The organism is Spirosoma profusum, assembly GCF_014699005.1.
Taxonomy (GTDB): Bacteria; Bacteroidota; Bacteroidia; order Cytophagales; family Spirosomataceae; genus Spirosoma; species Spirosoma profusum.
Genome location: NZ_JACWZY010000008.1, coordinates 13,667 through 39,520 on the forward strand (window position 1 = coordinate 13,667; position 25,854 = coordinate 39,520).

General features: G+C 47.6%; 22 protein-coding genes. 8 read left to right on the forward strand and 14 right to left on the reverse strand.

Going from position 1 to position 25,854, the window contains the following annotated elements:
- Positions 1–7 precede the first annotated feature (7 nt).
- The 8 genes from IC229_RS11580 to IC229_RS11615 all read right to left on the reverse strand — a co-directional run bounded on the left by IC229_RS11580 (position 8) and on the right by IC229_RS11615 (position 5,847).
- Positions 8–379: a GntR family transcriptional regulator gene (locus tag IC229_RS11580; protein WP_190887140.1), complete on the reverse strand. Its 372-nt coding sequence runs from the start codon at positions 377–379 to the stop codon at positions 8–10.
- A 2-nt stretch (positions 380–381) separates the two neighbouring features.
- Positions 382–1,215: a hypothetical protein gene (locus IC229_RS11585; RefSeq protein WP_190887141.1), complete on the reverse strand. Its 834-nt coding sequence runs from the start codon at positions 1,213–1,215 to the stop codon at positions 382–384.
- Positions 1,212–2,069 carry an ABC transporter ATP-binding protein gene (locus tag IC229_RS11590; protein WP_190887142.1) on the reverse strand — a complete coding sequence of 286 codons (858 nt, stop codon included), beginning with the start codon at positions 2,067–2,069 and terminating at the stop codon, positions 1,212–1,214. Before IC229_RS11590 ends, IC229_RS11585 begins: the two co-directional genes overlap by 4 nt.
- Positions 2,070–2,216: 147 nt before the next feature.
- Positions 2,217–2,450 carry a hypothetical protein gene (locus IC229_RS11595; protein WP_190887143.1) on the reverse strand — a complete coding sequence of 78 codons (234 nt, stop codon included), beginning with the start codon at positions 2,448–2,450 and terminating at the stop codon, positions 2,217–2,219.
- A 141-nt stretch (positions 2,451–2,591) separates the two neighbouring features.
- Positions 2,592–3,002, reverse strand: coding sequence for a hypothetical protein (locus tag IC229_RS11600; RefSeq protein WP_190887144.1), 411 nt, complete (start codon positions 3,000–3,002; stop codon positions 2,592–2,594).
- 92 nt (positions 3,003–3,094) lie between these two features.
- Positions 3,095–4,693 (reverse strand): peptide chain release factor 3, encoded by a 1,599-nt coding sequence (locus IC229_RS11605; protein WP_190887145.1) that lies wholly within the window; start codon positions 4,691–4,693, stop codon positions 3,095–3,097.
- A gap of 91 nt (positions 4,694–4,784) precedes the next feature.
- Complete coding sequence (locus IC229_RS11610) at positions 4,785–5,162, reverse strand: DUF423 domain-containing protein (protein WP_190887146.1); 378 nt, start codon at positions 5,160–5,162, stop codon at positions 4,785–4,787.
- Positions 5,163–5,187: 25 nt separating this feature from the next.
- On the reverse strand, positions 5,188–5,847 hold the full coding sequence (locus IC229_RS11615) for a YggS family pyridoxal phosphate-dependent enzyme (protein ID WP_190887147.1): 660 nt from the start codon (positions 5,845–5,847) through the stop codon (positions 5,188–5,190).
- A 187-nt stretch (positions 5,848–6,034) separates the two neighbouring features.
- On the opposite strand from IC229_RS11615, the gene IC229_RS11620 reads away from it, so the two are divergent.
- From IC229_RS11620 to IC229_RS11650, 7 genes are all read left to right on the forward strand, one after another.
- The gene (locus IC229_RS11620) at positions 6,035–6,976 is read left to right on the forward strand and encodes a hypothetical protein (protein ID WP_190887148.1); all 942 of its coding nucleotides are present in this window, start codon (positions 6,035–6,037) and stop codon (positions 6,974–6,976) included.
- Positions 6,977–7,097: 121 nt separating this feature from the next.
- Entirely contained in the window at positions 7,098–7,460 is a 363-nt protein-coding gene (gene rpsF / locus IC229_RS11625; protein WP_190887149.1) for a 30S ribosomal protein S6, read from the forward strand.
- Positions 7,461–7,475: 15 nt separating this feature from the next.
- Positions 7,476–7,727 (forward strand): 30S ribosomal protein S18, encoded by a 252-nt coding sequence (gene rpsR / locus IC229_RS11630; protein WP_190887150.1) that lies wholly within the window; start codon positions 7,476–7,478, stop codon positions 7,725–7,727.
- A 93-nt stretch (positions 7,728–7,820) separates the two neighbouring features.
- Positions 7,821–8,264 (forward strand): 50S ribosomal protein L9, encoded by a 444-nt coding sequence (gene rplI / locus IC229_RS11635; protein ID WP_190887151.1) that lies wholly within the window; start codon positions 7,821–7,823, stop codon positions 8,262–8,264.
- A 90-nt stretch (positions 8,265–8,354) separates the two neighbouring features.
- On the forward strand, positions 8,355–9,017 hold the full coding sequence (locus tag IC229_RS11640) for a Uma2 family endonuclease (protein WP_223833964.1): 663 nt from the start codon (positions 8,355–8,357) through the stop codon (positions 9,015–9,017).
- Between the two features lie 73 nt (positions 9,018–9,090).
- Positions 9,091–10,089, forward strand: coding sequence for a GSCFA domain-containing protein (locus IC229_RS11645; RefSeq protein ID WP_190887152.1), 999 nt, complete (start codon positions 9,091–9,093; stop codon positions 10,087–10,089).
- A 69-nt stretch (positions 10,090–10,158) separates the two neighbouring features.
- On the forward strand, positions 10,159–11,262 hold the full coding sequence (locus IC229_RS11650; RefSeq protein ID WP_190887153.1) for an Mrp/NBP35 family ATP-binding protein: 1,104 nt from the start codon (positions 10,159–10,161) through the stop codon (positions 11,260–11,262).
- A gap of 67 nt (positions 11,263–11,329) precedes the next feature.
- Here IC229_RS11650 and IC229_RS11655 read toward each other — a convergent pair whose 3' ends face one another.
- The 5 genes from IC229_RS11655 to IC229_RS11675 all read right to left on the reverse strand — a co-directional run bounded on the left by IC229_RS11655 (position 11,330) and on the right by IC229_RS11675 (position 21,253).
- Positions 11,330–14,815, reverse strand: a complete 3,486-nt coding sequence (locus IC229_RS11655; RefSeq protein ID WP_190887154.1) for a VCBS repeat-containing protein — start codon at positions 14,813–14,815, stop codon at positions 11,330–11,332.
- 19 nt (positions 14,816–14,834) lie between these two features.
- Positions 14,835–15,869 carry a GntR family transcriptional regulator gene (locus IC229_RS11660; protein WP_190887155.1) on the reverse strand — a complete coding sequence of 345 codons (1,035 nt, stop codon included), beginning with the start codon at positions 15,867–15,869 and terminating at the stop codon, positions 14,835–14,837.
- 21 nt (positions 15,870–15,890) lie between these two features.
- Positions 15,891–16,028, reverse strand: coding sequence for a hypothetical protein (locus IC229_RS11665; protein ID WP_190887156.1), 138 nt, complete (start codon positions 16,026–16,028; stop codon positions 15,891–15,893).
- Between the two features lie 422 nt (positions 16,029–16,450).
- Positions 16,451–17,953: a RagB/SusD family nutrient uptake outer membrane protein gene (locus IC229_RS11670; RefSeq protein WP_190887157.1), complete on the reverse strand. Its 1,503-nt coding sequence runs from the start codon at positions 17,951–17,953 to the stop codon at positions 16,451–16,453.
- Between the two features lie 9 nt (positions 17,954–17,962).
- Entirely contained in the window at positions 17,963–21,253 is a 3,291-nt protein-coding gene (locus IC229_RS11675) for a SusC/RagA family TonB-linked outer membrane protein (RefSeq protein ID WP_190887158.1), read from the reverse strand.
- Positions 21,254–21,335: 82 nt separating this feature from the next.
- On the opposite strand from IC229_RS11675, the gene IC229_RS11680 reads away from it, so the two are divergent.
- Positions 21,336–25,400, forward strand: a complete 4,065-nt coding sequence (locus tag IC229_RS11680; RefSeq protein ID WP_190887159.1) for a two-component regulator propeller domain-containing protein — start codon at positions 21,336–21,338, stop codon at positions 25,398–25,400.
- Here IC229_RS11680 and IC229_RS11685 read toward each other — a convergent pair.
- Positions 25,397–25,804, reverse strand: coding sequence for a nuclear transport factor 2-like protein (locus IC229_RS11685; protein ID WP_190887160.1), 408 nt, complete (start codon positions 25,802–25,804; stop codon positions 25,397–25,399). The genes IC229_RS11680 and IC229_RS11685 overlap by 4 nt on opposite strands.
- Positions 25,805–25,854: the final 50 nt, after the last annotated feature.

Genomic DNA, 25,854 nt, shown 5'->3' on the forward strand with positions numbered 1-25,854 from the left:
AGAGAGGTCATGAATAATGAGCGGATACGAATTGCTCGTAACGCGATTCAATCTCGGGCAATTCGATGCCCAGCAGATACAGGTTTTTGAAGAAAATGGGCAAATCATTATCCAGAAACTGCTCGCGCCGATACGCCCGAATCCGGTCGATAGCATCATCCGTCGGGAAGTAGCCGATGCCCCGTTTGTTGGCAATAACCCCTTTCTGACTCAGAAAATCATAAGTTCGCATAACCGTATTCGGGTTTACTTCCAGTTCAGCCGCCAGTTCGCGTACTGACAGAATCTTCTCGCCTACGGGCCAGCGCCCCAGCAACACCTGCTCGCTGACATGTTCAGCAATTTGCAGGTAAATGGCCTGTTTATCTCGAAAATCCATCGCTACACCTCCCTTTCTTTTAGTCCCACATAAGCGGTGATGTACGACAGAACGGCCACTAATCCCGCTACTAAATAGCGAATTTGATTCCCAATCGGTTGCGGTAAATCGAGAAGTCGCCAACTCGTCTGATCGGGTGATTCTAGTAACACAGGTGAAAACAGCCCGGCTGTACGGATTGTCGAATTACCGGTAAAAAATTCTATAAGTGAGGTGTTCAGTAAGGTGGTGAATATAGCTATGGCCAGCGTCAGTACGACTCCAAGCGCAATTGTATATCGACGTAGCATAAATGACAACATCATGTAAACCGCATGAAAAATGGCGGTAAATACCCATATCGTGACTGGAATGTTAACTAGTGCTTTACTAGCATACCAGGGTTTTAACTCAAGAAGCCCTCCGATACGTCGAATCTGGTTAAGTTGTTCGGGTGTCCAATTTCGATTATTGACAAAACCGATCCCGATAGCATCAATGAGTGTGTATACAGCGAAGAAAACTACCAGAAATCCAACGCCTGAGATAAGCCACAGTAACGTGATTTTTTCCAGTGCCGAAGCGGGCTGCATCAGGTAATTAATGGCTCGTTGTTTCTCGTTCAGGGCAGTTATCTGCTGCATAATAAATATGTACCAGCCTCCCCAGCCAACAACGAGCATAATCTTGTAACGCATATCGTCAATCTCCCTCGGATAAGAGCGATATAAGAAGATAGTGACGGCCACTAAAACGCCTATCAGCAACCCCAGATTGGCTAGCAACTGACCCCGATTGTCGGTGAAATACTTACGTAGTATGCGGGTAAATCGGGTAAATGAAAATGTCTGGTTCATGCGTTTACGGGAGTGGACAGCGTGGAAAACAATTCCTGGATACGTAGCGGCTCGGCCTGAACAGCGTTGAAGAGCCATTCTAAATCGAGCCGACTTGACTCGCCCATCGGATTTTCGGCAACAATAGCGTAACCACCCACGGCACGCTCCGCATGAAGCACCCGTTGGTTTTTATCCAATTCAGGCACCATCCCAAACCAAAGTTTCGATGTGATTTCTTCAACGCTGGCGTTCAGCGCAATACCTTGATTCGACAGAATCACGATTGGGTCGATCAGCGTTTCAAGATCGCGCGCCTGGTGGGTCGAGATAACCACGGTTCGATGTTCGTCGACGGCACCGGCCACCAACCGCCGAAACTGGCTTTTGGAAGGAATGTCCAGTCCATTCGTCGGCTCGTCCATCAGCAGTACGTCGGTGTTTGTCGCCAGTCCAAAGCCAATCAACAGTTTCTTCTTCTCACCATACGACAGTTCGTTAATTTTCTGATTTTCAGTCAGACCGAATTCACGAATGTAGCCCTGCATCTGCGCCTGATCGAATCGAGGATAAAAGGGAGCGTTGGATTCAACAAATTGCCGGATACGTACCGAAGGCATATAAAACTCTTCTGGTACTAGAAAAATGTTCTCGAGGAACGCTGGCTTTCGGTCACCAGCCACGTACTCCCCTACCCTGATTTCTCCGCTTCTGGGATATAACAGTCCGGCTATCAACCGCAGCAACGTTGATTTACCAGCTCCATTCGGCCCTAGTAATCCGTAAATAGAACCCGGTTTCAGCCTCAAATTCAAGTGCTCATACAGAAGTTTGTTCTTCTGATAGCCAAAGAATACGTCTCGTACATTAATCATGAGTCATGCGCTATAGTGTATTAGATAAATAGTACACTGCAATAGTACGAATCATTCTGTACAGAAGTCAAGTTTTCACGCTATTTTTTTTGCGCATAAAAAAAGCCTCCCAGTTTGGGAGGCTTCTTTGCAAACGACAGATTCTCTTTATTGATCCGTTGTTTTTTTCTCTTTCTTCATCTCTTTATGTTCTTTCTTCATCTCCTTAGCTGCATCTGCCTTCATGTCGTCGCCTTCTTTCTTAGCCTCCTTCTTCATTTCCTTGGCTTCATGTTTCATTTTCTTATGCTCCATTTTAGCCTCTTTCTTCACCTCATCCTGGGCAAAAGCAGCGCCCGACAGCAACGTACCAGCTATGGCCAACATCAGTAACTTTTTCATGATTTTTCGTCGTTAAGTAAAACTCAAATCTTTCTTGATAATATATGTAACTCTCTATAGAGTAGTACTGTTATTAAAGTTTTGTTAATAAAAAACCCGCATTGACCTGCGGGTTTTTGTAAATAGCGATCTATCAGTCTATTAATTCTCTTTTGGCGGCTTTATTTTTTTCGCTTTCACCTCCGTAGATGTCCCTTGCCTGACACTACTCGTATTATCGGTTTTCGTCGGAATGGGGTCACTGCTGACGGCTGGACTAGGAGAATTACTGGCCGCCCCTGCATTCTGATCCAACGTAGTACCCGTTCCGACAGTTGGGTTTGTTTGGTTGTTACTGTTACGTGGCAACGAATTCTTAGGTGTACCTGTCGTTGTACTCGTGTTCGCGTCGCCCTCGGTCGTATTATACTGTTCCGCCGATTGCCCTGCTCCTGAACCTTTTGTTGTGGAAGCGGCTGTATTTCCGGCTTTCTGATTTGTGCTACGTTGTTGAGCCTTTGCCGTACCAGCCATCAGTAGCAGTAGCGAGAATAGTCCAATTGCGTATTTCATAGCTGTTGAGTTTTATATGTTTTCATATATAACTCGACTAAACCAGAGTAGTTTACCAGAAGGCTCCGATTTACGCTATTAACGCATTCCAGCTATTCGACTGCTACGTTAAATTCCGACGTAAGATGGAACTGAATATCGGGGTTGTTTTGCTGATTCATACGTAGCATCCAGTCCGATTCGGCCAGAAAAACAGGATTTTTGTCTTTATCATAGCCAATCTGATTGCCTTTCAGGCGAATAAACTCGGCCAGTTTCACCGGATTGTCGGAGGTTATCCAGCAGGCTTTGGTGTAATTTAACGGTACCCAGCGGCACTTGGCTGCGTATTCGTTCTCCAATCGGTACTGAATCACTTCGAATTGAAGTTCGCCAACGGTTCCTACGATTTTCCGATTACCTAACTCAAGCGTAAATAACTGCGCTACGCCTTCGTCGGTCAACTGCTGAATACCTTTGTCCAGTTGCTTGGATTTCATCGGATCGAGGTTGATCAACTCCTTGAAAATTTCGGGCGAAAAACTCGGAATTCCCTGAAATTGCAGATCTTCTCCTTCTGTCAACGTATCACCAATTTTGAACGTACCGGTATCGTAAAGACCTACTACGTCGCCCGGAAACCCTTCTTCCACTACGCTCTTGCTATCAGCCATGAAACTGAACGGACTGGCAAATCGAACGTTTTTATCCAGACGCGTGTGGTGGTAAAACTTGTTACGTTCAAAAACTCCCGAACAGATGCGTAGGAACGCAATACGGTCGCGGTGGCGCGGGTCGAGGTTTGCGTGGATTTTGAAGACAAAGCCACTGAAATTTTTCTCGTCGGGCAGGACTTCCCGTTTGTCTGTCGGTCGCGCAATCGGCTCCGGCGAAATACCACAGAAACCCTCGAGTAATTCTTTCACCCCAAAATTGTTCACCGCCGACCCGAAGAATACCGGAGCCAGTTTTCCATCCAGATACGCCTGCCGATCAAACGTATCGTAGACGCCATCAATCAATTCAACATCTTCCCGAAGCTGAGCCGCGTCACGTTCACCAACCTTTTGATCAAGTAGAGAGTCAGCTAGCTCAATAGGTAGTACGTCGTCTTCAACTTTGGTTTTATTGACTTTAAAGAAATATAATTTTTTCTCGATGAGGCTATAAACACCCTTAAAGTCAGAACCCATATTGACCGGCCATGTCATAGGCCGAACGCGGATACTGAGTTTTTCTTCCAGCTCGTCAAGCAGATCGAACGGGTTACGTCCTTCTCGGTCGAGTTTGTTGATGAAAATAATCACCGGCGTATCGCGCATCCGGCAAACTTCCATCAGGCGTTCGGTCTGTTCCTCAACGCCTTTCACGCAGTCGATCACCAGAATGACACTGTCAACAGCTGTAAGCGTACGATACGTATCTTCCGCAAAATCTTTGTGGCCGGGCGTATCAAGAATATTAATTTTCAAATTGTCGTACTCAAACGTCATCACCGACGTAGCGACAGAAATCCCGCGTTGCTTCTCGATTTCCATGAAATCGGACGTAGCGGTTTTCTTGATTTTATTGGACTTAACAGCACCCGCCGTTTGAATAGCTCCCCCAAACAGCAGCAATTTTTCGGTGAGTGTGGTTTTCCCGGCATCCGGGTGGCTAATGATGGCGAACGTCCGCCGACGAGCGGTCTCTGCCTGTATATTCGTTTGCATTATTCTCAGAATCAGAATACAAATATAGTGATAAGTGATGAACGATGAGTGACGAGTTTGCTGACGCACTCATCCTTCATCACTTATCACTCTACAAAAATGCCCACATCAGCAGCGCCCAGCCAGCAATCATAGCCAGACCACCAATGGGTGTGATTGCGCCCAACCACGTAACGCCCGTGAAACAGAGGACGTAGAGCGAACCTGAAAAAATAAGGACACCACCCAGAAATGAATAACCAGCCCAGCCAAGCAGTTTAACGATTGTAGGATTACTACCAAACAGGTTCATCAACACGCCCACCAGCACCAGTGCCAGCGCGTGGTAAAATTGATATTTCACAGCCGTTTCGAACGTATCGGTACGTCCTGATGCCTCAAGCATGGTACGTAGCGCGTGGGCCCCAAAAGCACCCAGTGCTACGCCTAATAATCCTAATATGGCCCCTGATTGAATAAAGAATTTCATAGTTTTGAATTGAGATTGAACCGTTTCATAAACGATTCCCAAAAATAGCGCTCCCGACCCGAACCATCGTACTACCTTCAGCAACGGCAATTGGATAATCGCCACTCATGCCCATCGACAACTCTTGAAATGCTACGTTCGGCTGCTGACGAGTAGCCAGTTTGTCGTACAATTGTTTCAGTCCGTGAAACTCCCGACGAATCTGTTCTTCATCGGACGTATTGGTGGCCAGTCCCATCAGTCCAATGACACGGATGTTAGGTAGTGAGTTCTCTTTCAACGTATCGAGGAGAGCTTCGGCTTCTTCTGGCGACAGTCCGAATTTCGTTTCTTCGTCGGCAATGTAGATTTGGAGCAGGCAGTCGATTATTCGATTGTTTTTGGCGGCCTGTTTGTTGATTTCCTGCAACAGTTTCAAGCTATCGACCGATTGAATCAGGGATACAAACGGAGCGATGTATTTAACCTTATTCGTCTGTAAATGACCGATTAAATGCCATTCTGCGTCGTCGGGAAGTTGTGGCTGTTTCTCAACCATTTCCTGCACTTTGTTCTCGCCAAATCGCCGACAACCCGCGTCGTATGCTTCCTGAATCAGGCTGACCGGCTTGGTTTTGGTGACGGCAATCAACTTCGCTTTACCTTCCAGCGAGTTCTCAATCTGGCGTATGGCGTCAGCAATCATAGTCATTGGCGGAGTATCTTTATCGTAATAGCGTATTATTATTGCGCAAAGATACGGTTGCGCACTTCGTTGAAACACGTAGTTTTTTATCAGAATTTGCGTTAAATAATCCCAACAACACAATATTTCACCCAAAGCTTTGGTTCTGGTAACAATGTCAACCTAAGCCATACGCATAGAAAAATCGATGGAACCTAGACCTCAACCCAGCAATAACAGTCGTAACTATTTACTGGCGGCTTTACTGATTCTAGCGGCTCTGAACCTCTTATTGATCTATTTTTATTATCAGGAACGGCAGGATAACAAAAGCAAGGATGCCACTATTGCAGCCAAAACTGAAGAAGTTTTAGTAGCAAAAACAAAGCTGGATTCCATTTCGGCGCAGTTAGACGCTAAAATTGCCGAAATTCAGAAACTGGGCGGTAGCGTCGATTCGTTGATGAAAGTAAAAGCGCAACTGGAGACGGATAAGCGTGAATTACGTAACGTAACAACCTTCGACAGCAAAAAGTACGATCAGAAAATTCGGAATTATCAGAACCTTCTGGCGCAGAAAGATCAGGAAATTGCTCGTTTAAAAGAAGAGAACGGCGTGCTGGCATCACAAAACGAAGCGCTAACACAGGAGAATTCGGGACTAAAGGCGGAAAAACAGTCGCTTAGTGACTCGGTAGCGTCTGTAACAACCCAAAATCAGGAGTTAGCTGAAAAAGTGACGATTGCAGCCGCACTGCATGCCGAAAACATCGTTGTCAACGCACTCAATGCCCGTGGCAAAGAAACCGACGGCGGTACCTACAAAGCCAAACGTATCGACAAGCTACGCATATCAGTTCGTCTGGCGCCCAACGGATTAGCCAAACAGGAAGAAAAGCAGATGTATCTCCGTATTCTCGACCCCAACGGAGCCACAATTGCTGATATGGCAACTGGCTCAGGAGAATTTACCTACGGTGGGCAGGGTATGATTTACACGGCTACACAACGTTTCAACTTCGATAATAGCCGTCAGCAGGTCGATTTCATTTTTGGCCGGGGTGGGCAACGCTTCAACGAAGGGCGACACGTAGTAGAAATCTACTGCGAGGGCTTCCGAATCGGCGAGGGGGAGTTTACGGTTAAGTAGCTGGAATTGCAAGAAGTAGGGATTGTAGGGTAAAACTTTTTACATCCTTGCCATCCCTGCTCTTTGCAATCCCTGCTTTTTTTCGTACCTTTGCGCCCTCATTTCAAACAATTCTATAATAATGGTTTCGAATAACTACGAAACGGTGTTCATTTTAACTCCCGTTTTATCTGATGCTCAGATGAAGGACACCGTTGACAAGTTTCGGAAAGTGCTCACCGACAACGGTGCCGAGCTTGTTCATGAAGATAATATGGGTCTGCGCAAGCTGGCCTATCCGATCCAGCACAAGAACACGGGTTACTATCAACTCTTCGAGTTTAAGGCTCCCGGTACGATCATCGATAAACTCAACACGGAGTATCTCCGCGATGAGCGCATCATTCGTCACCTGACCATCTCGCTCGACAAGCACGCGCAGGCATACAACGAGAAGAAACGGAATGGACAAGTAGGTAAGAAAAAACAAACCGAAAACGCCTGATAGACCCTGTCAACCATGAGCTTACAAAACGAATCTGTCTCGAAAACCGAGAACCGCAAAAAATACGACCGGTTTAATAAAGCCGGTATCAAATACATCGACTACAAAGACGGTAACTTCCTGTTGAAGTTACTGAACGAACAGGGTAAAATCCTACCCCGTCGTCTCACCGGCACAACTCTGAAAAACCAGCGCAAAGTGGCCCAGGCTGTCAAACGCGCTCGTCATTTGGCCATCCTGCCTTACGTAGGCGATTCTCTGAAATAAATTAGTCGACAGTCGTCAGTCATTAGTTGATAGTAATATACTTCGACTAAGAACTAACGACTAATGACTAGTGACTAACGACTTTTTCAAAAAATGGATATCATTTTAAAAACCGATATTGCCGGCCTGGGCTATAAGAACGACACCGTTACGGTGAAGCCTGGTTACGGTCGCAACTACCTGATTCCTCAGGGGTATGCAATGATGGCAACCGATTCGAACAAGAAAATCGTTGCCGAAAATATTCGTCAGGCGGCACACAAAGCCGAAAAACTGAAGAACGACGCGCAGGCGTTGGCCGATGGCATTGGCGACATCACGTTGACTATTCCGGCAAAAGCGGGCGACAGCGGCAAAATCTTCGGTCGTGTTACAAATACGCAGGTGGCTGAAGCCCTTCGCGAGAAAGGTTTCGACATCGACCGGAAGAAAATCAGTGTTGAAGACGTAAAAACGTTGGGCAACTACGAAGCAGCGCTGGATTTACACAAAGATGTAAAACACAAAGTGAAGTTCGAAGTCGTTTCGGCAGAATAATTTCCGATCTGATTGACCCAAAACCGACTGGTACGTCTTAAGGCGAAACCAGTCGGTTTTTTGTTATATTTGATTAAACAAATTGCGCTGATGGCACTCGATTTAGACCAATTGCTGGATGCTCCCAATTTGAAACTGTTGATGCAGCAGACAGAAGTTGCGTTACGTGACGAAGCCCGACAACGACAGCAGTTTTACGATTGGGTAAATGAAGACCACAAAGCCGAATTCATCAACGGAGCTATTGTGATGCACTCGCCTGTTAAGGAACGACATTGGGTAGCCGTTGGCAATCTTTACACTTTACTCAGAGCCTACGCCATTAAACACAAGTTAGGGCGTGTTGCTTCAGAAAAAGCAATGGTTTCGCTGACACGTAACGATTACGAACCTGATATCTGTTTCTGGAATAGCGAGCGTTCAGCAGCTTTCGAGAGTGAAACCATGCAGTTTCCCGCTTCCGATTTAGCAGTTGAAGTTTTATCGCGAAGTACCGAGAAAATCGATCGGGGAATTAAATACGATGATTATGCTGCCCACGGCGTACAGGAATATTGGATTGTCGACACCCGAAAACAACTTGTGGAGCAATATAAACTTGATACCGACTTCCAGACATTTGCGCTAGAAAATACCGGTAAAATTGGCCAGGAAATCGCATCAGACGTAGTGAAAGGTTTTCGCATTTCGGTAGCTTCCATCTTCGACGAAAGCCTATGTAACGAAGCCTTAATTTCAATTCTTAACCATTGATTTTCAGCCGAATACATAACCATTATTTTTCAAAAAAACGGACCTAAATGGGCCGTTTTTTTGTTACTAAGGTATGCTGTTTCATACCGAATTTTCGCCCGAACCACTACCCTATCGCATCGGCTTAAACAGCCGGATTGTGACCATTGGCTCCTGCTTTGCCGATGTGATGGGGCACCGGCTCACCGACCATAAATTGAACGTACTGAATAATCCATTCGGCACAATTTTCAACCCAGTTTCCATTGTTAAGCTTCTGACAATGGCGCTTCAGAATGGCACGCCGGATGAAAATCACTACGTCGAACGTAATGACGTTTGGTTTCACTACGACTTTCATTCTTCTCTATGGGCCAACAGCCGCGACGAGCTTCGTAGCATACTCACCAACCGCCTGGCCGCAGCAGCTGAAGCGATACGTAACGCCGATTTTCTCCTTCTGACGCTTGGATCGGCAGTGGTTTACCGGCATATCGAAACAGGCAAAGTAGTGGCCAACTGCCATAAGATGCCGGGCTCACTTTTTGAAAAATACCTTTATCAGATCGACCACCTCCAAGACGAGTTGAATCGGCTGTTGAAAACGCTCCATAAGGTCAATCCACGTTTGAAAGTTTTGTTAACCGTCAGTCCTGTACGTCATACTCGTGATACGTTGCCTCTCAACAGCGTGAGCAAGTCGACGCTACGTGTTATTACGCACGAATTAACCGTCTGGAACGACTGGGTGACGTATTTCCCGGCCTATGAACTAATGATGGACGACCTGCGCGATTACCGTTTCTATGAAGCCGACTTGATTCATCCGAACGCACAGGCGCAGGATTATATTTTTGAAAAGTTTGCCGAAAGTGCCTTTGATACTGAACTTCGCCAATTCGTTGATGAGTGGGCACAGATACGTAAATCGCTTGCTCATCGACCGCTTTATGGAGATTCAAGCTCTGCCCATCAGCAGTTTTTAACAAAATTGCTGACTCAATTAGAAGCACTCTCGAAACGAATCGATGTTACGTCGGAACTGGCAATGGTGCGGGGACGTTTAGAAAAATGTATAATGGACAATGCATAATGAGTAGTGGCGTTTATGCCATCATTTTGCTACGTTATGCATTATACATTATTCATTATACATTATTCAATGTCAGATTACCGATTATCCCAGGAGGCAGTTTTGCGGGCGCTCAGTACCGTTGAAGAACCCGATTTAAAGCGCGACATCGTATCGCTCAACATGGTTAAGGACGTAACGCTCGGCATTGGTTCCGTGCGGTTTACAGTCGTGTTGACAACGCCAGCCTGCCCATTGAAAGAAGTGATTCGAAAGCGCTGTGAAGACGCGATTCATACGCATATCGGTGCTGATATTCAGGTTACCGTCGATATGACATCAGATGTTACGTCTACCCGAAACAATGCACCTTTGTTGCCGGGCGTCAAGAATATCATTGCCGTATCATCTGGGAAAGGGGGCGTTGGGAAATCGACAATAACGGCTAATCTCGCGATTGCGCTTCATAAATCCGGCGCGAAAGTGGGAATCATCGACGCCGATATTTACGGGCCTTCTATGCCAACGATGTTCGGTGCCGAAAATATCCAGCCACGTATTTTTCAGGAAAACGGGCAAACAAAAATGGAGCCTATCCAGCAGTTTGGCATTAAAATGCTGTCGATGGGTCTGTTGATTGCGCCAAATCAGGCGGTTATCTGGCGCGGCACGATGGCTGGCCGGGCTTTGCAGCAATTCTTCTCCGACGCTGATTGGGGAGAACTCGATTATCTTCTCATCGATATGCCACCGGGAACGGGTGACATTCACCTGACTCTCGTGCAGACGGTGCCGGTTACGGGAGCCATCATCGTAACAACACCCCAAAAAGTGGCGCTGGCTGATGCAGTCAAAGGGCTAGCCATGTTCCGGCAACCGCAAATCAACGTACCGGTATTGGGCGTGATTGAGAATATGTCTTACTTCACCCCTGCCGAACTACCTGACCATCAATATTATATCTTTGGAAAGGGCGGTGGTCAGCAATTAGCCAGCCAGTTCGACGTACCGTTGCTGGGCCAGATTCCGCTGGTACAGGGAATTCGTGAAGCGGGTGACGAAGGGCGACCAGCCATCAGCGTGGGCGAACCTGTTGCCTCCGAAGCATTCCGCTCGGCTGCCGAAGCCCTGGCGCAGCAAGTAGCAATACGTAATGCTACGTTAGACCGTACAGCGCGGGTTCAGGTTGCTTAAATAATACAGAAAATACCTGCAATGGATAAATCAACGTATTGCTGCCGCTAAGGGCTTCTGTCTACTTTTACTTGATACCGTACACTTGAAGCTGGTTGCCGTTATTGCCAATTACAAGCAAGGTAGCACCATCCTTTCGGCGAAGTCGGGCTATAGATTTTGCTTCCCTGTCAGCCTGCAAACCATTGTTTTTACTCACAACAAACCCGCCCCGTCTGTCACTCAAAAGCAATATTCCTTTTGAGGCATCGTACCAGCCTCCAATGGTTTCTGCGGCACAGGAGTTGCCAATGAGTAAGGCGTCTTTGTGTCCATCCCGATTAAAATCATCGATCAGAATACCATGCACAGGCGCAAACTGGGCCTCCTGAGGGAGTGGATGCGCTTTGAATTCATCACCAGCATTCTCGAAATACATAGTTCGAAATTCTGATGCCTTCAGATGATAGGCTCCTTTAAGTTCCTCTTCGGTGAACGACTCCTTGAACGTAGCATTCGCATACGTATTGAAATTCGGGAAACGGCGTTTCATAGATGGAATTTGAGCCGTCAGTAAATCGCGGGTTTGACGTATCCACTGTTGATCATCATTGTAATACGTTAAGACTGGGTCGATACGTCCGTTTTTGTCGAAATCGGCAGCAAATAGCTCTATCGGCTGCTCGGTCGACGCTTTGAATTTGGAATTCAACCCCAGATTACCAGCTATCAAATCCATATCGCCATCATTATCAAAATCGGCCGCTGCTAAAGTATTCCACCAACCAAAGGTCTGGGGGAGAGGGCTTTGATTGGTGGGTTTAGAACGTAGCGTATACTGCTCAATAACTTGCCCTTTGCCCAAAGCCCCCTGCCCCATGCTACCTCGTAATACGGTCACAGGCATCCACTCACCACAAAGAGCGAGATCTTGCAAACCATCTTTATCGAAATCGGCCCAGACGGCGGAGGTGACCAGGCCAATAGTTTGTAGTTCGGGAGCGATCTGTGCTGTTACGTCGACAAATCGACCGCGCTCGTTTTTGAGCAGAAAACTTTTGGCAGGCATGGGGTACTGCCCCGGAATCAGCCGACTTCCCCGAAACAAATCGAGATCGCCATCGTGGTCATAATCACAGGTAGTTACGCAAGAACCACTTACATCGATACGTGGTAATGTCTGGCTAGATAGTGTCAAACGACCTTTTCCATCATTTGTATACAATCGATCCTGATAGGCGTCCGACGGACCATTGGCATGGCTTCCCCCACTTACTACGTATAAATCCCGATCTCCATCCTGGTCGGCGTCGAAAAATAAAGCGCCTGTATCTTCCTGATTCGCGTTTTTAGGCAATTCGCTTTTCTTAAAATGGCCGTTCGATTGCTGAAAATACAGGTAACTTTTCTGGCTAAAATCAGAGCCTACGTATATATCGTCCAGACCATTACCATCCACATCGGCTACAGCCATCGGTGGCCCATTCTGGGAGAATTTATGCGGCAGCAAAGGCGTCTGCGCAAAATCATTGAATTCGCTTTCGACATGAACATAATCCAGGCCCAGTTCAGCGGCCGGTATTTCCTGAAAAAAAGCAGAAATCGAAACACTACATGGTTGGTACGTTCCTGTCGGCTTGTAAGCAATACGTAGCAATTGATTCGGTTTCACGTTATGCAGCATCTGATACGTACCATCATTCCAGATAACTTCCACAGAATCAACCACCGACGTAGCGCCCAACCCGAAATGCAGATAAGGCTCCACCGACGATACGTATCCGCGCGTTGGATTAAACTCAGCCGTTTGCCTATGGCTTCCGAAATATATATTGACGCGGGTTCCCTGCGCCGGATTCCGTTCAAGTGACAACCGAAGCCACGAATTTACCTGCCCTTTGCCATTGCTCTCCCCTGCTATACCAGCGCCCTGCACTGCGCCATTTTCATACACAAACGCTTCATCGTCAATGGCGTTGATCAGTACGTCCAAATCGCCATCATTGTCTAAATCAGCGTAAGCTGCCCCATTTGAGAAATTTGGCGCTTCAAATCCCCATTGTTCTGATACATCCTCAAATGCCAGATTCCCTTCCGCTCCCCGGTTACGATAGCAGAAATCAGCCAGCTTTACGTCTGGAAGCTCCATCAGCTTTTTGTAAGCCTTTTTATTTTTCTCCTGCATATCGCCAAACCCTCCAGCGTGTAAATCAGCCAGATAAGCGGTAAAATCCAGATTCGTTACGTCGCGCCGATAGCCGTTGGTAATTAACAGATCGCGGTAACCATCATTATCAAAATCTGCAAACAACGGCGCCCAACTCCAATCTGTTTTATCAACCCCCGCGAGTGGAGAGATTTCGGAGAAGGCCATCTTCCCAACCCCCAACTGCAACGTATTACGCATATACTGAGGCTGATAGCCCATTTGCAAATCCATGCGGAAACGGTCGTAATTGTAGCCGGGCAGCATCATTTTCTGACGCTGATTCGTGTTGGGTAACATATCGACAACCATAATATCGGGTAGCAAATCGTTGTTGATGTCGGCTATATCCACGCCCATCGCGTTGTGGGTCTGGTGCTTCAGATATTCAGCCGCGCGATTTGTGAACGTACCATCCTGATTATTAACCCATACCAAATCATTCGACAGAAAATCGTTCGCGCAGTACACATCTTCCCACCCATCACCATTCAGGTCAGCAATTGCAATTCCCAATCCATACCCTTCCGTTAAGATGCCAGCCTCATGGGTGACGTTTTTAAAGAGTGCCGCAACGGATGTTGAAAGAGTGCCGCAACGGATGTTGAAAGAGTGAGAGAGCGTTTTCGGAACTTCCACTCTTGCACTCTTTCGCTCTTTCGCTCTTTCGACGCTCATATTCCTGTACAGCCGATCATTGCTGGGCGCTTCGCCGTTGGTCATTTTCGGACGTAGCGCGTTGCGGTTGTAGCGATCGAGGGCGTTGGTCAGTACGTAGGCGTCAAGGTCGCCATCGTGGTCATAATCGAAAAAGGCGGTTTGGGTGCTGTAACCCATGTCATTCAAGCCGTATTCGCGGGCTTGTTCCTCAAATCGGACGGGATCGCCTTTCTTTTTCGTCTGGTTGATAAACAGCAGATTAGCGCGCTTGGTCGTGTCTTTATCGTAACCCGCTACGCTCACGTAAATATCCTGCCAGCCATCCTGATTCAGGTCAACAACCGTAACGCCTGTGCACCAGGCACGCGTTGTAACACCCGCCGATTCCGTTACGTCCTCGAATTGAAGTGGTGTTTCGTCAGTCTTCCCCTGACTCAGATATAATCGGGAAGACACCTGATTTCCAGTAAAAAAAACATCCTGCCAGCCATCGTTATTGAAGTCACCGATGCCAACACCACCACCGTTGTAGAGGTATTCAAAACGCAGAATATTCACCGAATCCGATTCCTGAATCCGGTTATTGAACATAATGCCAGTCTGAGACGAAGGTAGGCGACGGAACAATTTCGGCGTCGACGGTTTATGGCCAACAGCCCAGGCCAGCGAAACTGCTAGCGGAATCAGGAGCAAAATAAGTCGTTGCATGATGAGTCAGGCAAAAGGTTTACAACGACCTACGGTTGATAAACTGCATTGGAATGCGGACGGTCTGTTTCTGATTCTGCGCGATGATGCTCGCCAGATTCCGTCCAATCGCTGCTACGTCAGTTTTGATTACTGAAATACCTCCACCCAACATGGCTTTGTAACTGGCATCGTTAAACGACACAACACCTACATCCTGCCCCAATTTTAACTCTTTCCGATTGGCGTCCTGAATGATCTTTATTAAATCGTCATCATCTACAAGCAAATAGGCCGACCCTCGTTGCAACGGTGCCTCGCGAACGTCGTCCAGTACCTGCCCATTCAGATTATGAGTTTCTGTAAATTCAAGAAAAGCACTGTACCAATCGGCCGGAACATATTCATTGTCGGTCGTAACGAAATTTAGTGTGTGGTAGTTGCGGAACGTAGCAGCGTTCGCTTCGAGAATGGTTCGAAAATGCTCGCCACAACCGAAACGTACTGACGCACAGTTTCGCGGAGCCGTTGCGGTTGAGCCATCCAGAAAAATCAGGCGATCCGATGGAATTTTCTTCAGTAGGTCGGCCAGGTCGCAGATTTCGCCCAGATGGTGTGGCATCAGCACGAAATAATGATAGTTACCCGCCTGTTTCTCAAGACCATCGAGCAGATAATCGCGCTGATATTCGTAGGCATAAATATCGACTTTGTACGATTTGCCCAGTTGTTCACTAACCGCCTTAAAAATTGCCCGGTTGGTTTCGCTGATAGCACCCGTCAGAAACAGGACCCGTTTAACAATTTTACCATGCGAAATGAAAAATCCTTTGCGGTATAACGACGTAATGTGGCCGCTTTTGAGCAGGTTGCAATACGCCTTTTCGACCGTAGCGCGAGCCAGATAATACTCGGCACTGGTTTCGTTAATACTCGGCAGTCGGTCGCCGGGTTTGAAGATGCCCGCTTCAATCTGGGCAATGACGCCGTTGATAATTTGTTGAAACTTGGGCGTTTTCCCGTTTTCGTCAATCCGTAAAAATGACGTCTGTCGAACAGCAGTTCCCCCTATCATAATCGTTGCGGTTAGTGTTCATTACATCCAGCCAATACCCAAAACCAGCAATAGCATGATCAGCAACACAATCAGAGCTTCGAGCAGGTAGCTTTGTTTGTCGCTCATTGATCGTCTGAGCTTGCTGCTATAATGCCGTATCAGTCGGGTAAAAAACATAGGTTGTTACCGAAGCGAAAGTAGGCCCGTGGGGAAAAATCAACTTGGACGATTTGCGCAAAAACTTGGACGATAATTACAGAATGCGGTCTAAATGAACCTATTATGAAAACAGCCCAGATACAAGGTGTCTGAGCTGTTTATTCTAAACCTAATTTATGCAATTGCAATAGGTTTCTTACCAACCTGATTTTATCCTTTCCTACTGCTGTACTAACAAAAGGTCAACTTATGACTTAATATGAACAACGAATAGTTACTTTTTGTCATGCTGACGAAACCGGGCCGCCGGAGCGGAAGCATCTTAACCTTCCCTTACAAGTTTATTTGGATACTTTAAGATGCTTCCGCTCCGGCGGCCCGGCTTCGTCAGCATGACAAAAGCACTGCATTTACTTTTCTGTGATAATTATAGGTAGGCTCTAGTACCCCGGATTCTGTTTGACATTCGGGTTGAGATTCGTCTCGATGTCAGGAATGGGGTAATATAGATTTTTTTGTACGCTGAATGCTACATCGTTACGTGCTGAACTCCAGTTCCAGGAAGCCAGATTGATTTTTCCAGCCATGTGCCATCGGCGCAAATCGAGCCAGCGCCCACCTTCTTCGCCGGCCAGCTCGCGCAAACGTTCCCCCATGATCCAGTCGAAAATTTTGGCTTTGTCAGCTTCAGCCGTTGCGAAGTTGGCGGGCGACGTACCGCCTTTCACCATCTCGCGAGCCCGGGTACGTACCTGATTAATTAACCCAATCGCTTCCGCTGTCGAACCGCCTGATTCCAGAAGGGCTTCGGCTTTCAGCAGCAGTACGTCGGCGTAACGAAGTATGCGCGGATTATTGACTGATGCCACACCCGACTGCGATTTTTGATCGCCTGTATGCCAGTATTTGTAAAAACTCAGCGTTTTGGGGTCCAGCGTCGACGTAATACGTGGGTCGCCTGCGTCGAAAGCCTGCGCTAACTTCTGGGTAGCGATAAAAGGCGCTTGTCCGCCCAATTGCGAGATATTTTCGTACCATCCCCAGAATGCAGACGTAGAGCCAACGCCGTTCCGCTGGAAATCATTGGCCAGCCACACGTTATCGAAATCGGGTTGCGAAGCCTGAAACTCAAACAGCGATTCGGCATTATTCTCTGTTTTGACGTCGAAGTTATCGTTGAAATTTGGCACCAGACTAACGCCCGAAATTTTGTTAAATGCTGCGATAGCTGCCGTAAAATCAGCCGCTGCTTTTTTTGCCGATCCTCTGAAAACCAACGCTTTCCCCAAAAGTCCATTGGCCGAATTGCTCGTTACTCGCCCCCGGTTGGCGGCATCCCATGTGGCTGGCAATAACGTAGCAGCTTCGGTCAAATCTTTAATCGCCTGATCGAGCAGTTCGGTATCTTTCGAGCTGGGCGGGGTGATTTTATCCGGTGCCTGAATCCGTTCGGTGATCAATGGCGACGTACCGTAATAATTCCAGAGCAGGAAATTTGTATAGCCGCGCAGAAAAAGCGTTTCGCCACGTAGCCAGTTTTTCAAATTGGCCGTTTTAATGATACCGTTTTCCGCGTCTAACTTTTGCAGGGCCGTATTAGCTCGGCTAATGAGCTGATAAGCAATCCGGTAAAACGCCTGATTCTGACCCGTTGAGGGCTGCAACGTACCAAAAATCTCAAAAGCATATGTACCTGTCGACGTAATGTCATCGCCCGGTAACTGCCAGAAACCGTGAATCGGGCTATTCGCATTAAACCAATAGTAATCAGTCAGTTTAGCATATATGCCTAACACCGTTTTGTTGAAATCAGATTCTTCGGAGAAATACGACACCTCGGTTGGTGAAAGCGGTTGCAGGTCCAGGTTTTTCTCGCTGCAACTCGCGTAGAACAGCGTCGTGAAAACGACAGTTAATACAACGATTATCGAATATTTTTTCATGTTCAGGAATTAGAAAGTAGCCGAAATACCCATAGTGATCGAACGTACCGGCGGAATCAGATCGCCCCCTCCCCGGTCAACATCCTCAGGATCAAGGCCCGTCCAGGGAGTAACGACAAACAGGTTTGTTGCCCCAACATAGGCCCGTAGTCCGTTCACGAATCCAAGCGAACGTGTCAGCGAAGCGGGTAGTGAATAACCAAGTTGCACGTTTTTCAGACGCAGGAAAGCGGCACTTTCGACAAAACGATCTGAGAATCGGTTGTTTCCGGCTGGGTCCGAGCGGACGGCGCGGGGCATAGTCGTCGATGGATTTTGCGCAGTCCAGCGGTTCAGCGTGGTAGTCCACTGGTTAGTCCCTGCTCCACTCATGCTTTCACCAGCCGCCCGCCAGCTATTGTACCGATACACATCACCAACACCCTGGAAGAAAATCGACAGGTCGAACCCTTTGAAACTACCACCCAGACTAAATCCGTAATAGTATCCCGGAATGCTGCTACCCAGGAATGTCCGGTCGTTGGTGTTCACTTTACCATCGGGCGTTTCCGAACGAATCTGTCCGGCATCTTTCGGGTCGCCATACACATCCTGGAAGTACATATCGCCCGGTGCGAAATTGTTATTGTTGATCGCATCTGTATTTTTCGCTTTCCAGGCATCGATTTCAGCCTGATTCTGGAAAATACCGCCTTTCTTATACCCCCAGAGGTAATTCATCGGCTGGCCCACTTCAATACGTCCGTACTCATTTCCGAACGGCAGATTCTGGAACGTCGATTCAACCCGGTTTTTCACAGTGGTCAGGTTACCGGAAATGTTGTACCGAAAATCGTTACCGACTGTTCCATTATAGCCAAGCTGGAATTCCATTCCGCTGTTACGTACCGACGCAATGTTCAGAATTGGCTGATTCTGGTTACCCACGCTGGCGGCCAGGTTCGCAGCCTGCAAAATCCCGGAAGTCAGGCGGTTATAATACTCAACTGTAGCGGTCAGTTTGCCTTTTAGAAACGATCCGTCAAAACCTAAACTCGTAGTTTTACCGATTTCCCAGGTTAGATCCTGCACCGGGAAATCGGGCAGCGACGTACCATTCAGCAACGTACCGATACCATTTCCATTTCCCGAGCCCAGCGCATAATCGGGCGCATCGGAAACGAGAGAGAGGTACGCAAACGAGCGCGTTTCCTGGTTACCCAGTTTTCCCCAGCCACCGCGAATTTTCAGGTCGTCGATGAACGTAGCGGTTTTCATGAACGGCTCCGCACTGATCCGCCAGGCCAGCGAAATCGCCGGGAACGTACCCCATTTATAACCCGGCGCAAACCGCGATGCTCCATCCCGACGTACCGTCGCATCAACGTAGTATCGGCTGGCGTAATTATAACTCACCCGCCCCAGATACCCCTGCAACGCATTGGCATCGCGAAACGAACTGACATTGGTATACGGCTGTACGTTGGTCAGGCTGCGGAATTCCGGCTGCGCGTACTGGATCTGCGACGCACCACCCTGCAAAAATTCATACGTGTATTTCTGATCCATAGCGTTCAGCAACACATCGATATTATGATCGCCAAACGCTTTTGTGTAATTGATACTGAACTCTTTAACAATGTTTGCGTTGCGCGAATGCCGTTCGCCATACGTGCCTTTCGACGTACCATCACCTACGGTATATGGATTGCCGGGGTTTTGCAGGAACAGGTAATTGTTAACTGCGGTCCATTCGTTACGTCGGTTATAATACCAGTCGACGCTGAGCGTACCTTTGAATTTCAGCCCCAGAACCGGCTCAACCTGCACAAATGCAGTTCCTATATTTCGCAGCAACGTATACGTTCTGTCGGACGTAGCGACCATTCCGTAGAGGTTATTGTTCGTTTCCGGCCCCCACAGCAACGTAGTAGCATCGACGACGAACGGCGGAATCGAAGGCAGGTACTGCGGTCGCGACGTAACGGGCGTTCCTAACTCCGGGTTTGGCTTAAAGGTCAGGTTCACCGAAGGCGCATAACCCGACGGGCCATTAGGATCATAAATTTGCTGCCAGGGCGACGTATCAGCCGCATACTGCAACGCGCTTGGCGTATTGTCAATAGCTTCGGAATAGGCCAACCGATACGTTAGTCCCGCCGACAGGTATTTCGACACTTTCGTATCGACGTTCGTAGCTAACGAATACCGTTTTAAACTATTCTGAATCAGTGGTCCTTCAGTATTCGTATAACCCGCCGATACGTAGTACCGCGTGGCATCGTTTCCGCCCGATATCCGAAGACTATAGTCTGTATTTGGGGCATTTTTGTTCAATAAAGGCGTTTGCCAGTCGGCAGTGGGTTTATTGCCAAGATAAGCCGCGTTGGTAGGATCGAATTGAACAGGTAAGTTCTTGGCTTCATTGGGGTTATTGGCGTAAGCTTCGCGGTAAAGCGCCACAAATTGTGGCACATCCAGCATGCTCAGTTTCTTCGTTACGTTCTGAATGCTGTGTGAAACTGATACGTCCACTTTCGGAGCACCCCGAGCACCTTTCTTGGTCGTAATCAGCACCACACCATTCGCGGCCCGCACCCCATAAATAGCCGCTGCCGAGGCATCTTTCAGCACCGACATCGACTCAATATCATTAGGGTTGATCATCGACAATACGTTCACATTCCCCCGGATATCGCGAACGACCGAGCCACTGGCGTTATCCGTTCCCGAACCATATTCCGTAAGTGGAATACCATCCACTACGTAGAGCGGTTCGGCATTTCCGAACGTACTGACACCCCGGATACGTACCTGCGGACGTGCCAGCGGGCTACCACCTGGCGTCGATACGTATACGCCCGCCATTCGGCCCTGCATGGCCAACTCTGGTGCCTGCGCAACACTCTTGCTGATTTCTTTGGAAGATACCGTCGATATAGCTCCCGTCAAATCTTTCTTCTCCCGAGACCCATACCCGATGACCACAACTTCGCTCAGTGACCCTTCCTCGGCACTTAACGAAACAGTGTAATCGTTGGCATTGGTAATTGGAACTTCTTTCCGAATGTAGCCGACGAAGGATACCACAAATTGTTGAGCCGAATTAGGTACCGACAGGGTGAAATTACCGTTGGCATCGCTGGTTGTACCCTGTACCGAACCGGCAATGACGATGTTGGCACCCGGCAAGGGCGTGCTGTTGCCCGCGTCGAGAACCTTCCCTTTTATGGTTCGGGTTTGAGCATAGGCGCTACTGAAAATGAGTAGCGAAATCACTGCCATTACCAGAAGTCTGGAAATAGAGTAAGGTTTGTTCATACGTGTCGTTGTGATAATATTTAGCTTTCTGACACGAAAATTGGTATCTATAAAAGATACCTTTGTCCTATTCTGTCATAGTATGCACATCCTGAAGCTGCTTCTTATTCTCCTTTTTTTGGGAATACGTGCTTATAGCCAGATCTCATTCGAGCATCTGACTACGGCTGATGGCTTGTCGCAGAGTACAGTTTGGGCCATTGTGCAGGATAAAAAAGGGTTTATCTGGATGGCTACGTCCGACGGGCTCAACCGATACGATGGATACAGCTTCAAAATCTTTCGTCGGCAGCCAGGCCTGAAGAATAGTTTGCCCATCAGCAATATTGCAGCGATATACGCCGACGAGCATAACACGATTTGGGTAGGCCCACGTAACAACGGTCTGTGTCGACTACGGCCCGACGGCGAAACGTTTGACCATTTTCCGCTACTGGCACCCGGAGAAACTAATAATCAAGTTAGTATTTCCTGTTTTGCCGAAGCCAATAACCGGCTCTGGATTGGTACGGCAGAAAAAGGACTGTTCTATTACGATTATGCTACGCAAAAAGTTGGTCGCTACGCTGATTCCCGAATCGGCACATCGGTCACTGCCTTGTATCGGGATAAAAACGGGGAATTATGGATTGGCACAACGCAGGGAACGCTGCTGGCATTTATGCCTGAAACAGGAGAATTAGCTTCGTATTCCATTCCATTCACCGCCGACGTAGCAGTTCATCATCGCTCCATTAATGTCATCAAAAAAGATCATCTGGGTCGTTTTTGGGTAGGTACACACGGGCGCGGGCTATTCCAGTTTGAGCCTGAGTCAAAGCAGTTTCGGCAGGAGTTTATTAAGCCCGGTGTGTATGAAACAGTCAATGTTATTACCGACATTATCGACGATAAAACGGGCAATCTATGGATATTAACCGATTACGGCGCCTGGTTATATCCAAAAGGTAATTCCGATAAAAAAATTTATCTACTACCCGACAGCGAGGACAACCACAGTCTGAGTACTCATGCCCTGAAACGAGGGCTCTGCGATACCGACGGAAATCTCTGGATTGGCTCGTGGCAGGGTGGTATCAACATTCGCTACGCCCAACCGGAGCGTTTTAGTTCGTTTCGGCACGAACCCCACAATCCACAGAGTTTGCTGGCCGACCGGGTCACGGCCGTTACGTATGATCGACGCGGTAATCTGTGGGCAAGTTCAATCAAAGGGTTAACGGCCATCTCGCCCAACCGGAAGCAATTTCGTCGGTTCACCTCGGCCAACTCGCCATTAAACGCCAACGACGTTAACGTACTGTTCCGAACGCAAACGGGCAACGTACTGATTAGCACCTGGACAGCCGGATTTTCGCTGTACAACCCTGACCAGAATCGTTTCACACCATTTTTGTTGCCAGGAAAAAGTAAGTCAGTCAAAGCGTTTGCGGCCTCACAATCAAGTCGAGTCTGGATTGGGAGTCACGAACGGGAATTGTATCTGTTCGATGAAAAAACCGAGCAATTAGAACCCATCATGACTGGTGCGTTAAGGCAAATTTTTCAAAAGTTTGATCTTAACGTCTTGCTTGAAGACTCGTCAGGCAATTTGTGGATTGGTACGTATAATTCAGGTTTACTACGCTGGAACCGAAAAACGGGGCAGATTCGCCATTTTTCCAGTAGCGATAAGCCGGGCGCGCTGGGCAGCAACAGTATTACAACGCTCTACGAAGATAACCAAAAACGACTTTGGATTGGTACCAACGGCAACGGGCTCCAGTTGTTCGACGCCCGCACCGAAACGTTCCGGTCGTGGACAACTAAAGACGGTCTGGCAAACAACTTTATTGCAGGGATTATTGATGACGACCAGCGCAACCTCTGGCTTTCGACCAACGGCGGCATTTCATGTTTCAACCCGACAACCCATTCCATCGAAAATTATGACCAGAGCGACGGACTAATTGGTAAAGAATTTCTGCCCGATGCCTGTACGCGGCTCCCGTCTGGTGAGCTTGCGTTTGGAAATATGCAGGGATTGGTTGTTTTTCATCCGAAGCGCGTGCGGTCAAAAACAACTCCTCCAGCCGTATACCTGTCAGATTTAAAACTCTTTAATCGTCCTATCAATCCAGCCGATAGCGACGCACCGGCGCATCTGGATATGACTGACGTAACGAAACTGATTTTCCATCCGTATCAATCAGTTTTTACCATTGATTTTACCGCGCTGTCGTTTCTGCCGCACCGCAACATACGGTACGCCTATCAACTCGTCGGCTTCGATACTGATTGGAACTACGTTGGTTCGCAGCGATCGGCTACGTATACGAACCTGCGCGAAGGAGATTATCAGTTTTTGGTCAAAGCCGCGATTGGAAACAGTGCGTGGAGCCAGACGAAAATTGTACAGATAACCGTATTGCCACCCTGGTATCGGACGTGGTGGGCCTATCTGTTGTATGGGCTGCTGTTTGCAAGCGCCTTACTGACTTTCCGCCGAATTGTAAAAATTCGGGAGCGGTTGAAAGCTGACATACGTATCAAGCAATTGGAAGCAGAGTCCATCAAAGCGCTCGACGATGCCAAAACCAGTTTCTTTACCAATATTTCGCATGAATTTCGAACACCTTTAACGCTGATTCTGACGCCTTTAGACAAACTCATATCGGAACCAAGTTTTGGTGATCGGCTTCAGCACCAGTTTCAAACCATTCAGCGAAACGCTCAGCGATTACTACGTTTAATTAACCAGTTATTGGATTTATCGAAGCTGGAAAGCCAGAGTCTGGTTCCTGACATCAGCCGCAACGACATTGTTCCGTTTGTAGAACGTATCGTTCATTATTTCGATGAACTGGCAGAAAGCAAACGGATTGCGCTAACGTTCCGAAGCAATTTCGATACGTTCGAAGTTTTTTTCGATGCTGATATTGTTGAGAAAGTTATTTATAATCTGCTGTCGAATGCATTCAAGTTTACGCCACAGGGAGGAGAAATACGGGTTAACCTGATGTTAATGCCGACCGAGAAAGGAGTTCGTATTACGGTAACCGATACGGGAATTGGTATCTCACCAGCAGCGCAGGCGCATATTTTTGAACGGTTTTATCAGGTAAGCGACCAGCATACGCAAAAGAAATCGGGTAGCGGCATTGGACTGGCTCTCACCCGCGAACTAGTTGAACTGCACAAGGGAAGCATTTCCGTTGAAAGCACTGAGAATGTGGGCACTACGTTCACGGTTACCTTGCCGGTCGACGCCCAGTGTTTTCCACCGGAATGGATTTCGCAAGCATCGGAGTTGATCACAGAATCCGTTCAGACATTGCTTCCCATTACGTTGCCAGAGAAAGCCACTACGTTACCAACCAAAGTATTACCGATTTTACTGGTTGTTGAAGACAACGAGGAACTTCGGCAGTATCTGAAAGAAAGTTTTTCGGGAACGTATCATGTACTAACCGCAGCCAACGGTCAACAAGCGATTTCGCTGGCGCAGAAGCACATTCCTGATCTGATTCTATCGGATTGGTTAATGCCAGTCCAGTCCGGGACTATCAAGTCCGGTCCCGAAATTGACGGAACTGAACTTTGTCAGGCAATTCGAGCCAACGAAAAAACCAGCCATATTCCGTTTCTGCTGTTAACATCACGGGCGGCAAATCAGAGCCAGATTATGGCTTTTGGTGCGGGTATTGACGATTACATGACCAAGCCATTCAACCTATCGATTCTTGAAACGAAAATAAAAAGCCTGATTCAGAATCGTCAGTTGCTACGTGCAGTCTGGCAGAAGAAAATACTGGCCTCTCCATCCGACGTCCAATTGCCACCGATGGAAGAACTGTTCGTCCAGAAAGCCATTTCCATCATCGAAGCCCACATTGACGACGCCCATTTCGACGTAGAGCAATTAGAAGAAGCGATGAACCTGAGCCGGATGCAACTTTATCGGAAGCTAAAGAGCATTCTGAACCTGTCGGGCGCGGAGTTTATTCGTCAGGTGCGGCTAAAAAGAGCCGTTCAATTGCTCGAAAGCGGTCATTATAACGTATCGGAAGTAGCCTGGCAGGTTGGTTTCAACGATCCGGCTTACTTCAGCCGTTGCTTCAAAAAAGAGTTTGGTAAAGCGCCACAGGAGTTTTTGTCAAAAACTTAGAAAGCTTCAAAGCAGTCGTAATTCCGTTGTCGGATTATTTTTCCGTTTTCAAACTCCATGAAGAGGGCAAAATTGGCTTTCATTTCGTCGCCGGGAACCAGTTGCCCGATGGGTATGGAAAACACACCTTTCCAGATAACTTCCAGAATCACTGTATTGCCGTAAACATACTCTTTCTGAATATCGTATGACTGGGTCGTAATGATTTGCTTTCCCTTTTCTGACCGCTTGATCAATGTGTGAAAATCGCTGACTCCACCATTTGGGTTTAGTCGGTTGGGATACTCAATCTGTTGAATCTGTTCAGAATAATAACCCGCTAAATCCTGGCCCGCTTTGCCTTTGGAGATGTCATCAAGATGCTGTTTGGCCAGCGCGAGAATGTCGAAAGTATTGGTTTCCATACTGGTTGCAGAAATGACAAAAATACGTCTATTATACATCGAAGGATAGC